The sequence below is a fragment of the Microcoleus sp. Pol14D4 genome (assembly GCF_036701245.1).
Lineage (GTDB): Bacteria > Cyanobacteriota > Cyanobacteriia > Cyanobacteriales > Microcoleaceae > Microcoleus.
Genome location: NZ_JAUBQM010000119.1, coordinates 1 through 11,797, shown reverse-complemented (window position 1 = coordinate 11,797; position 11,797 = coordinate 1). Strand labels below are relative to the sequence as shown.

The 11,797-nt window shown below is 46.5% G+C and carries 10 protein-coding genes and 2 pseudogenes; 9 read left to right on the top strand and 3 right to left on the bottom strand.

Features of this window, described 5'->3' with window-relative positions; all coding sequences use genetic code 11:
• From QUA33_RS26240 to QUA33_RS26230, 3 genes and pseudogenes are all read left to right on the top strand, one after another.
• Nucleotides 1-396: pseudogene (locus tag QUA33_RS26240) on the top strand (IS4 family transposase); the annotation flags it as partial.
• 186 nt (nucleotides 397-582) lie between these two features.
• Nucleotides 583-1,366 (top strand): annotated as a pseudogene (locus QUA33_RS26235) (transposase); the annotation flags it as partial.
• Between the two features lie 57 nt (nucleotides 1,367-1,423).
• Nucleotides 1,424-1,609 (top strand): hypothetical protein, encoded by a 186-nt coding sequence (locus tag QUA33_RS26230; protein ID WP_333152455.1) that lies wholly within the window; start codon nucleotides 1,424-1,426, stop codon nucleotides 1,607-1,609.
• A 69-nt stretch (nucleotides 1,610-1,678) separates the two neighbouring features.
• Here the strand turns inward: QUA33_RS26230 and cphA are convergent, their stop codons facing one another.
• Both cphA and QUA33_RS26220 read right to left on the bottom strand, forming a co-directional pair.
• Nucleotides 1,679-4,399 (bottom strand): cyanophycin synthetase, encoded by a 2,721-nt coding sequence (cphA, locus tag QUA33_RS26225; protein WP_333152454.1) that lies wholly within the window; start codon nucleotides 4,397-4,399, stop codon nucleotides 1,679-1,681.
• Nucleotides 4,400-4,734: 335 nt separating this feature from the next.
• On the bottom strand, nucleotides 4,735-5,628 hold the full coding sequence (locus QUA33_RS26220; protein WP_333152458.1) for a cyanophycinase: 894 nt from the start codon (nucleotides 5,626-5,628) through the stop codon (nucleotides 4,735-4,737).
• A gap of 333 nt (nucleotides 5,629-5,961) precedes the next feature.
• Between QUA33_RS26220 and trmD the strand changes: the two genes are divergently transcribed.
• On the top strand, nucleotides 5,962-6,657 hold the full coding sequence (trmD, locus tag QUA33_RS26215; protein WP_333152451.1) for a tRNA (guanosine(37)-N1)-methyltransferase TrmD: 696 nt from the start codon (nucleotides 5,962-5,964) through the stop codon (nucleotides 6,655-6,657).
• 47 nt (nucleotides 6,658-6,704) lie between these two features.
• Here trmD and QUA33_RS26210 read toward each other — a convergent pair whose 3' ends face one another.
• Nucleotides 6,705-7,139 carry a hypothetical protein gene (locus tag QUA33_RS26210; protein ID WP_333152449.1) on the bottom strand — a complete coding sequence of 145 codons (435 nt, stop codon included), beginning with the start codon at nucleotides 7,137-7,139 and terminating at the stop codon, nucleotides 6,705-6,707.
• Nucleotides 7,140-7,210: 71 nt separating this feature from the next.
• Between QUA33_RS26210 and ispF the strand changes: the two genes are divergently transcribed.
• The 5 genes from ispF (at nucleotide 7,211) to larB (ending at nucleotide 11,482) form a co-directional block, all read left to right on the top strand.
• Nucleotides 7,211-7,690, top strand: a complete 480-nt coding sequence (ispF, locus tag QUA33_RS26205) for a 2-C-methyl-D-erythritol 2,4-cyclodiphosphate synthase (RefSeq protein ID WP_333152447.1) — start codon at nucleotides 7,211-7,213, stop codon at nucleotides 7,688-7,690.
• 62 nt (nucleotides 7,691-7,752) lie between these two features.
• Entirely contained in the window at nucleotides 7,753-8,271 is a 519-nt protein-coding gene (locus QUA33_RS26200) for a hypothetical protein (RefSeq protein WP_333152445.1), read from the top strand.
• 7 nt (nucleotides 8,272-8,278) lie between these two features.
• A complete protein-coding gene (locus QUA33_RS26195; protein WP_333152443.1) occupies nucleotides 8,279-8,851 on the top strand; it encodes a PIN domain-containing protein in 573 nt (190 codons plus the stop codon).
• Nucleotides 8,852-8,891: 40 nt separating this feature from the next.
• On the top strand, nucleotides 8,892-10,655 hold the full coding sequence (locus QUA33_RS26190; RefSeq protein WP_333152441.1) for an ABC transporter substrate-binding protein: 1,764 nt from the start codon (nucleotides 8,892-8,894) through the stop codon (nucleotides 10,653-10,655).
• Nucleotides 10,656-10,690: 35 nt separating this feature from the next.
• Complete coding sequence (larB, locus tag QUA33_RS26185; protein ID WP_333079434.1) at nucleotides 10,691-11,482, top strand: nickel pincer cofactor biosynthesis protein LarB; 792 nt, start codon at nucleotides 10,691-10,693, stop codon at nucleotides 11,480-11,482.
• The last annotated feature ends 315 nt before the right edge of the window (nucleotides 11,483-11,797 follow it).

Below are 11,797 nucleotides of genomic sequence, written 5' to 3'. Positions count from 1 at the left end.
CGCTTTTATCAACAAGGTATGCGGGCCGCAACCCTTATACAGTCTATCTCGTAGACCTTTTTGTCACCCCCCCAGTAGACCCTCAAAAATTTCCGGCAAAGTTATTGGCAGCCGAATATCATCAACGGTGGGAAGTCGAAAATACAATTGATGAATTCAAAGTACATTTGTTAGAACGAAAAACTCATATTCGCTCTCAAAGACCAAGAGAAGTAGTACAAGAAATTTATGGTCTATTATTAGGACCGAAGAGCTGTGCGATCATTAATTTGTCAAACAGCTTGGGGTGCAGAAATTTCCCCATTAAGTATTTCTTTCACAGGTACATTACGAGTTATTCGTCGTGCTGTCCCAAAATTCCAGCGATTAGAACCAAAAGAAATCCCCTTTTTTTAACTTGGTTGAATTTGGAGATTCTTGATGCGACTTTGCCACAAAGAGTTGAGAGAAATAACCCAAGAGTTGTCAAAAAACCTGTTTCAAAATTTAAATCCAAAAAAGTTAAACACAGAGGTACTGGAATAAAAATTAATTCTCCTGTTTTTAATATTTTAAAGCCTCCCAACCCTTAAGTAAACCGTATTGCAATATATCAAAAGAAACCTCGCTCATATTGAACAGCTAATCGAGTCAGGTGCGACCCTCGAACGCCTGAGCAAAAAGCAATATAAAACCTTGCTAGTCCTCACAGAGGTCTATCGCCAACAGCAATGGTTATTTGATAACAATAAACAGAGCATTGAGGATAGAATAGTAAGTTTAAGTCAACCCCACATTCGTCCTATTGTCAGAGGAAAAGCAGGAAAAAGCGTAGAGTTTGGAGCCAAAATATCAGCCAGTTGTTTTGAGGGATATGTATTTTTAGACCGGATGAGCTGGGATAACTTTAACGAATCAGGGGACTTAAAAACACTCATTTGAAGCCTATCATAAATTCACAGGGTATTATCCAGAGTCAGTTCATGCAGATCGCATTTACCGAAAGCGGGAAAACCGAGCATGGTGTAAAGAAAAAGGAATTAGGCTGAGTGGCCCGCCATTAGGAAGACCGCCAGCAAATGTGAGTAAATCAAAAAAGAGGCAAGCGTTGGAAGATGACAGAATTAGGAATGCGATTGAGGGTAAATTCGGGGAAGGTAAACGAAGATTCGGTCTCAATCGAATCATGGCAAAACTTGATAATACTTCACAAACAACTATTGCTATCACTTTTTTAGTCATGAACCTTTCTACCTGGTGGCGCCAGGTTCTTTATGTGTTTTTATGTCGAGCGGATCAAACAAAGCCTGTTTTTGGATTTAACATAATTTGCGCTTATATTTCTCTCAAAATCAGGCAGGAAAAACTCATCTTTAACTCGGTTTGAATATATCGATCACTCCTGCTAGTGGTCTGCGATCAATTATTCAGCAAACCCTATTTAGTGAAACAACTGACGGTTGAGGGCGGCGTGATTTCTAAATCCGAATATCAGTTATTAATGAATGCGCTTTCTTTGCGGAACGCTATTGCTCATGGGTTTAAAACTACACAACTTACGCAAAATTATGTGTGCGAACTGATTGAGGTTACAGAGAAAATATTGAAAGATAATACGGCGGTTGTGTAAAGCAAAAAGGTTGGGTTTCCTTTCGTTAACCCAACCTATTAATAATGTAATGAAATCAAACTTCAGAGTTTAGCCTTGATTCACCACAGTCGGTTTTAAACTTTCCTGTGACTTCGATCGATCTAAACCATTTTGAACTTCCACAGATTCCTTAATCGGTTTCCGGGATTCAATTAAACTCAAAGCTTTGTTGACACTTTCAGGTAAAATCACTACCAAACTGCCGGCCGGCGCCTCATCTAAAGCCTTGTTAACGGCCGTTGTTTCGTCGAGAATCAACTCGTATTCAACTTGAGATTTGTTTGCGGTTCCTGCAGAAATTGCCTCTGCAATTCCCTGGCAAATTAACTGTGCCACAGCACCGGGTTCTCGCCCGCGCCTGTCAATATCTTCCTTGACAAGAATGCGATCGAACATCTCGGCCGAAAGTTTGCCCAGCGTGACAAAATCTTCATCTCGCCGGTCTCCGGGGGCCCCGACAACCCCGATCCGCAGTCCCTGCCAATTCAGCACGAAACTGCCCAAAGCTTTGTAGCTGTGGGGGTTGTGGGCGTAGTCGAGCAAAGCGTGATAGTTGCCCAATTTAAACAAATTCATCCGTCCGGGAGTTTGACCCACCGATGCTTGGAAGCTTGACAAAGCCGATCGAATATCTTCTATTTTCACTCCTTGGGCAAAAGCCGCCAAACAAGCTGCTAAAGCATTAGCAATCATAAACGGCGCGCGCCCGCCCATCGTCAGCGGCACGTTCACAGCCTGCTCAATTCTCAGCGTCCAATCGCCTTTCAATATCGACAAATACCCATTTTCGTAAATCGCTGCCAGCCCGCCTGCAGCGGTATGTTTGGCAACCAGTTCGTTGTCCGGGTTCATCGAAAAATATGCAATTTGAGCCTTGACACGCTGCGCCATTTGTGATACTAGCGGGTCGTCGGCATTTAAAACAGCATAGCCTTTGGGCATTACCGACTCGACGAGGACGCTCTTGAGTTTTGCCAATTGTTCCACGGTGTCGATGTCGCCAATTCCCAAGTGATCGGCCGCGACGTTCAAGACGACGCCGACATCGCACTGATCGAAGCCGAGGCCCGAGCGCAAAATTCCGCCTCTAGCCGTTTCCAGCACCGCTACTTCCACCGTCGGGTCAGACAAAATCAACTGAGCACTCTGCGGCCCGGTATTGTCTCCGCTTTCGACCAAATAATCGCCGATGTAAGTGCCGTCGGTAGTCGTGTACCCGGTAATCTGACCGGTCTGCTTGACAATGTGGGCAAGCAGGCGAGTGGTTGTAGTTTTGCCGTTGGTTCCCGTTACCGCTAAAATTGGCACCCGGCTGGGTTGAGGCGAGGGGAAAAGCATATCGAAGACAGCGCCGGCGACGTTGCGGGGCAAACCCTGACTCGGGGCGACGTGCATTCTGAAACCCGGTGCTGCGTTGACTTCGACGATGACGCCGTTGACATCGCGCAGCGGTTGGGAGATGTCGGGAGTTACTACGTCAATGCCGGCGATGTCCAAACCGATAATTTTGGCGACTCTAGAAAACAGCCAGACGTTTTCTGGGTGAATTTCGTCGGTGCGATCGACTGCAATGCCACCGGTACTCAAGTTTGCTGTCGCGCGCAAAAATACTCTTTCGCCGGCCGGCACTACGGAGTCCATCGCGTATCCTTGTTTTTGCAGCAAATCCAGGGACAATTTGTCGATCGTGATCCGGGTGAGTACGTTGTCGTGTCCGTCTCCTCGCTGCGGGTCGCGGTTTACTTCTTCAATAAGCTGTTCTACTGTAGACCTGCCGTTGCCTACGACGTTAGCCGGGACTCGTTCTGCGACTGCTATGACTTGCCCGTTGACTACTAATACTCTGTGGTCGCGACCGACGTAATAGCGCTCGACAATGACGCTTTTTGTTTTTGATGCGGCGCTGGCTAAGTCGTAGGCTTCTTCTGCTGCTTCCCAGGAATTGATGTCGATCGTAATGCCGCGGCCGTGGTTGCCGTCTAGGGGTTTGAGGACGATCGGATAACCGCCGACATCTTCGATCGCCCCGCGCAGTTCATCCAAATAATGAATCACCGTTCCTCTGGGAACCGGTACACCGGCGCTGGCGAGGATATTTTTGGTACCTTCCTTGTCACAGGCAAGTTCTACTCCCAAAACTCCCGTCCGGTTGCTCAGAGTTGCCTGAATCCGCTTTTGGTGAACCCCGTAGCCGAGTTGAATCATAAACCGGGCGCTCAAAGGTATCCAAGGAATGCCGCGCGCTTCTGCTTCCTTAATCAGTGTTTCCGTGCTCGGCCCGAGTGCCGCCGACGCAGCAAACTCTCTCAGGTCTCTCAAATCTTGGACTAATTCTGCTGCTGGATAAGTGCCTGTCTCGGCAATGCTTTGGCACATCCGCACGCCCGCCCGGGCTGCATAGCGACCTGCTTGTTCGTGTTGATACTCAATTACTACTTGGTAAATGCCTGGGGTCGCAGTCTCGCGGGTGCGGCCGAACCCGACCGGCATTCCTGCCATTTCCTGAAGTTCTAGGGCGACGTGTTCGATTACGTGTCCCATCATTGTGCCTTCTCTGACCCGTTGCAGGAATCCTCCCTGATGGCCTGGTGAACAGTGATGGTCGTTCAAACTCGGAAGTGCGGCGATCAACCCTTCATAGAAGCCAGGAATTTCGGATGTTTTTTTATCTGCCCACTCCTCTAAATCCAGACGCATCAGGACGAGTTTCTGGCGTCGGATGCTCCAGTAGTTGGGGCCGCGTAAGGTCTGGATTTTAAGTATTTTCATGGCAGTTAGAGGGGTATGGGGCGCGAAATCTTATAGATAATTGGAGCATTTATTCAATTTCGATCTAGATTGCTCGATCGACTGTTCGCTGCGAACAGTTTGGGAGTGAATTTCCAGTTATGGGCTACCCAATTGAAAATTCATGCCCGTACGATCGGCTAAAAACAAGTACAGGCCAATGGCTAGCCAAAACTCAAAGCCCGAAGCTAGAATTTTCTGTGGTTCGGCCTGGGGTCAGACCGTGGCGGCTTCGGAATCTATTCTATTTTTGTATCCATGATTCGGCCGGAATGTCGCCTAATTTCTGCCGAATCAATGACAAGAGATGTTCTACGTTAGTTTGCTGTCCGGCATTCGGGGGGCCAGCCAGACTCGGAACAGGCTCCTGATGGCATTGGTTTGCCGAGGGGCATATTGTAGCAATCTCCGTGACATAGAACGTGCAAGCGCATATTGAACAGACTTAAGGGTTCTGTCGCTCCTACCATAGACTCATTGGTATAAAAATTTTCCCTAGAATCAACAATAGTCACACTGCCTTTACCGAGAATTTTCATAGTATCGTCTCCCTCAAACAAGGCGCAGGTGTCTTCGTCAATACCAATAGCGAGGCGATCTGGATGGCAAGCCACAGCCGACAGCAAGCGAGCCATGCGGTTGCGGTTGTGAAAATGCTGATCGACGATGATCTCAGGAATAATGTTAAGTCCGTTTGCCATGTCTACTAAAGAGCGGTTTGGTGACGCCCCACTCCCACCGCCTGCAATCATGTGATATCCCATCACCGCAGCACCCGCGCTGGTGCCAGCGAGCGTAATCTTGCCTTCGAGAGTTTCTTTGCGAATTTTTTCCATCAGCGGGGTGTCCGCCAGCAGTCCACAGAGCCGCAGTTGGTCGCCGCCTGTGATGAATACGCCCGTACAGTCTTCTAAGTAATCTTTCCAGACGGGGTTTTCGCCTTGTTCGCGTTCGCGGATGTCCACTACTTTGACTGCGCTAACGCCCATTTCGTCAAATATGGTGCGGTAGCGGTTGCTAATTCCTTCGGGATCTCGCGAAGCGCACGGAACGATCGCCAGCCGAGCGTTTGCACCCCCAGCACGGCAAAAAAAGGTGTTCAAAATCTCTCGCCCGTGAACTTTGTCTTCGGCTCCACCGATGACCATAATCGAGGTTTTCGTGCGCTGGGGAATATTATGTTCAAGAGCTTGAGATGTCAACTGCTGCATGGTGTGTCTTCCTCTGTTGGATGTGAAATTCAATTTTGCCGTTGCTGTGGGTACAATAGGGCTTTTTAAGAATAAATTTTTGTTTGTGGCAGTGAGGTGCGATCGCCGATCGCGCGATCCCGCAGTTGTTTGGCGGCGAGTTTGCTTGCAGTCGCTGTCATGAAAAACTGATTTATTGTTGTACAAAACAGGCCCGCCGACAAAGGAAGAGAATTTAACTTGCAAAAATTTTCAGAAATTATAAGAAATTATAAAGAATAAAGCAATTACTGAAAACTGAACTCCCCCTAAAGGTCAAACTAGAGGTGATGTATCAATAAAATTCCAATAATTGTGCGCTTTGACGTAGTTACCTTATTTCCAGAATTTTTCCGGGCTCCCCTAGAGTCGGGACTGATGGGCAAAGCCTTAGCTAAAAAGATTGCTGAGGTGAATTTTGTCAATCCCCGCGATTTTACCACAGACAAACACCAGCGAGTCGATGACGAGCCTTACGGGGGCGGAGTGGGGATGCTGATGAAGCCGGAACCGATTTTTGCTGCGGTGGAGTCGCTGCCGGTTTTGCCGCGGCGGGAGGTGATTTTGCTGACTCCCCAGGGGGAACCGATGCAGCAGGGGATGTTTCGGGAGTTGGCGGTCGATCGCGATCAGTTGGTGTTGATTTGCGGTCATTATGAAGGTGTGGACGATCGAGTGCTGCATTTAGTCACTCGCGAGGTATCTTTGGGGGATTTTGTACTCACGGGGGGTGAAATTCCGGCTTTGGCTTTGATAAATGGGGTTTTGCGATTGCTGCGGGGAACTGTTGCCAAGGAAGATTCCCTAAAGTTTGAGAGTTTTGAGGACGGACTTTTGGATTATCCCCAGTACACTCGACCGGCGGATTTTCGGGGATTGAAGGTGCCCGACGTGTTGCTGTCTGGTAATCACGCAGAAATTGCTCGCTGGCGCAGGGAACAGCAAATTGAAAGAACTAGATCGCGCCGGCTGGATTTGTACGATCGGTGGTTGGAGGACGGGGGAGAATAGGACAAGGTAGAAAGAAGAAGTTATCCCATACGATCGATCGGGCAAACTCATAGCCCAATTCGATCGGCAACGCCGATTGTTGCAACACTTCTGCTGATTGAAGCTTTCAAACCTTCAGCAGCTAAAAGCTGTTTTAGTCGATTTGTCTCAGATTTAGTTCCGATAAAAACAGAGCCAGGTATCTTCTTTTTTAGCTTCATAGCTGAAGCTAAGGACAACGACATAGTATCACGCAGAATTTTTGTTACAACTGTTGCACGTTGTTCTTTTTCCAATACAATCAAGTTCCAAGTCCCTTCTTTTGCTAAAATCTCTTCTCTCATTTTGTTAGGCATAGCATCATTATCTAATTCGATTGCCTCCCCGCAATTATGGCAGTCATAACATAGATGCCAGACAACTTTTTTGTCAAAGACTGATTGACCGACAAACATCTGTACGTGTTTGTCACAATTCCTACACAGTCCGTCAATTAAAATCATATTTTTTCACTAATATCCGCACAAATATGAAATAATTGTCTTTCGATATACTTCCAAAACTTAAATTTTACATGAACATCCGCATCGGCAACGGCTACGACATTCATTGCTTAGTTCCAGAACGCCCCCTCATCCTCGGCGGCGTCCACATTCCCCACGAATTAGGCTTATTAGGACACAGCGACGCCGACGTACTTACCCACGCTATCATGGACGCGATGCTCGGAGCTCTCAGCTTAGGAGATATCGGTCTGTATTTCCCGCCGACTGACTCGAAATGGAAAGGTGCTGATAGTCTCGTATTGCTGGCACAAGTCAATCAGTTAATATTAGATAAAGGCTGGGAAATCGGGAATATTGATTCGGTGGTGGTGGCAGAACGTCCAAAGCTGAAACCGCATATTGAGCAAATGCGCGATCGGCTTTCTACTGTCCTACAATTAAAGCCTGACCAAATCGGCATCAAAGCTACTACAAACGAAAAGTTAGGGCCCGTGGGGAGAGAAGAAGGAATTGCAGCCTATGCTGTAGTTTTAGTGTCCAAAAATTAAAAAAGTGGTTTGATAGTAGAAGTTGAATTTACTTAAACTTATACGCTAGGAAGGCTGAAACCATGCAAACTGAAACGTTGGAAGTAGAATTCCCCAGAGACGCGGATATTATCGCGTTGGATAAGGACGATCGCATAGTCGTGCTAATCGAGGTCAAAATTAATCAAGGTAAAGAAAAGGCAGCCAAACAGAGCATTATCGTTCGCGCGCTCAAACAAATAAAACATTTCCTCTCAAAGCTCTCCGAAAAAAATGTGGTAATTCCTTATGCTATGATTGTCACTCTCGAAAATATAATGGTTTTTAAATGGGACGGCACTGTTTTGTCTGAAGCTGTTTTATCGTTAAAAACGGCTGACATCCTTCACTATTATGACTCAAAATTAGGCGATCAGCGGATATTTGTGCCATACCTAACTAGGCTGATTGAAGCATGGTTGCGTGACTTAGCTTATAATTGGAAGTCTGAGATTCCACCAGCATCGGAACAGATAGCAGCAATCGGTTTGCTGCCGTTGCTAGCAGGTGGAACAACAAAGTCAGAGGTAAAAATTGGTGGTGATTTTATATATAGAAACTAACTTTTTGATGAGTATTGCTACAGGAAGCGATCCTAATGCCAATAACTTGTTACTGAATGTACCAACATCAGTCCGCATTGCCATACCTGCTATTTGCTGCATGGAAGCTCTCTCGGCTTTAGAAGACGATATCAAGCGCCGCAACCGTTTTGCAGATGAACAGAAAAAACAAATTAGCCAGCTCAAGCGCGATCTTACTTCGCCTTATGCTAAGTCTCTTTTATTCCATGTAGAAGAGTCTTTGAATGAAAATGAAGGATTGCTCAATAATATTAAAGTACGTCTTTTTGAGGCTCTTGAATTATTGGCTGACAATGTGGAGATGATGGAACTAACAGCAGATACACTGCGAGAAAGCTTGAATACAGTTGTTATTGAAGAAGACCCGACAGACAATTTGATACTCCACTGCATCTTGAATCACGCACACTTACACGCTAATGAAGTCAAGGTGTTTTTGAGCAATAATACAAAAGAATTTAGTGTATCGGAAGTTCAAGAGGCTTTGCGGGAAGTAGGGATAACCAAGTATTTTTCACGCACTGAAGACTTTCTTGGTTGGTTACAATCTCAGTCATAGTTGCACGCAGGTGGTAAACTAAAAAATTATGAAAATTTCTATGATGCTACATTCAAGACTGCGCTGGCTGGCGATTCTACTCGCGGCAATTGCCACTATAACTCTGTCTGCGTGCACTCCAGCCCGATTGACTAACTTAGTAAACAGACTCGTCGTTCCCACCCCCAGCGGCCCAGCTACCTTTAACTACCCCCTAAATCAATCTGCATACAGCGTTTTTGGCTATATGTACGAGGGACTAATCAACGAAAACGGCTTGACCTCGGAGTTAGAACCCGGTTTAGCTGAGTCGTGGGAAGTTTCTAAAGATGGCAAAAAGATTGTCTTCACCCTGCGAGAGGGGTTGAAATGGTCGGACGGCGAACCGATGACTACTGATGACATTATCTTCAGCTATGAAAAGATTTATTTCAATGACAAAATTCCTAGCGGTTTGAAAGATACTCTGAGAGTTGGCATGAGTCGCCAATTCCCAAAAGTTAAAAAAATAGACAGCCGCCGCGTTGAATTTTCCGTTGCAGAACCCTTTGCTCCATTTATTAGATATGCTGGGGGAATCCCAATTTTACCAGCTCATATTTTACAGCAAGCTGTCGATAATACAGATGCAGAGGGCAAGCCTCAATTCTTGGCTACTTGGGGCACGGATACTGACCCTAAAAAAATTGTGGGGAATGGTCAATACCGAATGCTGAGCTATACTCCTAATCAGCGCGTTGTTTTGGAACGAAATCCGTATTTTTGGCGCAAAGATGCTGAGGGAAATGTTCAGCCTTACATCCAGCAAATTGTTTGGCAAATTATCGAAAATACTGATAATCAACTGCTGAATTTTCGATCGGGCGATTTGGATACTCTGAACGTGGAGCCGGAAGTGTTTCCGCTGCTGAAACGGGAGGAAAAACGCGGCAAATATACGGTCTTCAACGGCGGCCCGGATACTGGCACCGTCTTTATGTGTTTCAATCTGAATAAGGGGCGCAATGCTCAAAATCAGCCGTTTGTAGACCCAATTAAGTCTCGGTGGTTCGCGAGTAAAGAATTTCGGCAGGCGATCGCCTATGGCATCAACCGCGAGGCGATGACTAACAATATCTATCGCGGACTTGGCGCGCCGCTGCATTCCCCAATTCCGGCGCAAAGCCCGTTCTACCTGTCCCCAGAACAGGGATTGAAAACTTACAGTTACGATTTGGAAAAAGCCAAAGAGTTGCTGTTAAGTGCTGGTTTTAAATATAACAGTGAGGGACAATTATTGGATGCAGAGAGCAACAAAGTGCGATTTACTTTGTTGATGGCTGCGGGTAAAAAAGTTCGGGAACAAATGGGAACACAGATTAAGCAAGATTTAGGCAAACTGGGGATGCAAATTGATACGCAGTTCCTGAGTTTTAACACTTATGTGGAAAAACTGCGATTGACGCGGAATTGGGATACTTACTTGGGCGGTTTTACGGGAGGTACTGAACCGCACAGCGGCTACAATATTTGGTCAGTCAATGGAACTTTGCACAGTTTCAACCAGGGCCCGCAATCCGGAGAACCCCCGATTAAAGGTTGGGAAGTGTACGACTGGGAGCAGAAAATCGATGACCTTTATGTGAAGGCTTCCCAGGAGCTTGATGAGGCGAAGCGCAAGGAGCTTTATGGAGAAACGCAGCGGATTATAGCGGAACAAGTTCCTTTTGTTTATATGGTAAATCCGCTGACTTTTGAGGCGGTGCGCGATCGCGTTTCGGGAATTCGCTATAGTGCCCTCGGCGGTGCTTTCTGGAATTTGTACGAGCTGAAAATAACAGAATAGTCAGCATTTAGCAGTCATTAGTCAGTCATTAATTAATGGAACCTGAAATTTTACAGAAGTTACTCGAATCTGTGGCAGCAGGCGATGTGAGCCCGATCGCAGCTTTGGATAAATTAAAGCATTTTGACTTTGAACAAGTCGGCGATTTTGCCAAAATTGACCACCACCGTACTTTAAGAACGGGTTTTCCTGAAGTAATTTGGGGCCCGGGGAAAACGCCAGACCAAATTGTTGAGATTATCGAGGCGATGCGCGGGCGAAATTCTGCGGTGATGGCGACACGAATCGAACCGGAAGTTTTCGAGCAATTGCAACAAAAAATACCCGATTTGTGCTACTACCAAAAGGCTCGAATTTGTGCAATTTCAGCTAATTCCTCAACTCGGCAGCATCCGGGTACTGTGACTATTATCAGTGCGGGAACGGCGGATTTGCCTGTAGCGGAAGAGGCGGCAATTACTGCGGAACTTTGCGGCTTTCAGGTGCGACGTTTGTGGGATGTCGGAGTTGCCGGCATTCACCGCTTGCTGAGCAACCGGCACGTAATTACCGATGCTGATGTGTTGATTGCGGTTGCGGGTATGGAAGGCGCTTTGGCGAGTGTGGTTGCGGGTTTAGCAGATTGTCCGGTGATTGCTGTGCCGACAAGTGTAGGTTACGGCGCGAGTTTTGGCGGGATTGCTCCTCTTTTAACTATGCTCAATTCTTGTGCGGCTGGTGTGGGTGTGGTGAATATTGATAATGGGTTTGGGGCGGCGATTTTGGCTTGTCAAATTCTGAGAACTGCGGGGAAAGTGGAGAGAAGAGGAGAGGGGGAGAATAGTTAGAAACCCCCTCGATTAGATCAGACTAAGGCTAACTGTCACAGCACGATCGATTTTTAGGGTGCATCTTGCACCATTCTCAACAACACGCAAGATGCCTGTTCCACAAAGAGTGAGTTTTCTTGTGGGGTGGGCATCCTGCCCGCAAAAAAACCTCATTGAAAATGGTGCAACATTTCAGGTGCGTCAGACTCCGTTATTGAAAGATTATTGAAGATTACGGGTAGTAGAGCACCTTACTATACAGCATATTCCATGTATATATGATACAGTTTATTGAGTACATAAGCGAAAAAAATGAAACCTTATTCGATCGAG

Coding starts and splice junctions, on each gene's coding strand:
- cphA (WP_333152454.1), bottom strand. CDS start 4,399: ATGAAAATACTTAAAATCCAGACCTTACGCGGCCCCAACTACTGGAGC.
- QUA33_RS26220 (WP_333152458.1), bottom strand. CDS start 5,628: ATGCAGCAGTTGACATCTCAAGCTCTTGAACATAATATTCCCCAGCGC.
- QUA33_RS26210 (WP_333152449.1), bottom strand. CDS start 7,139: ATGATTTTAATTGACGGACTGTGTAGGAATTGTGACAAACACGTACAG.
- ispF (WP_333152447.1), top strand. CDS start 7,211: ATGAACATCCGCATCGGCAACGGCTACGACATTCATTGCTTAGTTCCA.
- QUA33_RS26200 (WP_333152445.1), top strand. CDS start 7,753: ATGCAAACTGAAACGTTGGAAGTAGAATTCCCCAGAGACGCGGATATT.
- QUA33_RS26195 (WP_333152443.1), top strand. CDS start 8,279: ATGAGTATTGCTACAGGAAGCGATCCTAATGCCAATAACTTGTTACTG.
- QUA33_RS26190 (WP_333152441.1), top strand. CDS start 8,892: ATGATGCTACATTCAAGACTGCGCTGGCTGGCGATTCTACTCGCGGCA.
- larB (WP_333079434.1), top strand. CDS start 10,691: ATGGAACCTGAAATTTTACAGAAGTTACTCGAATCTGTGGCAGCAGGC.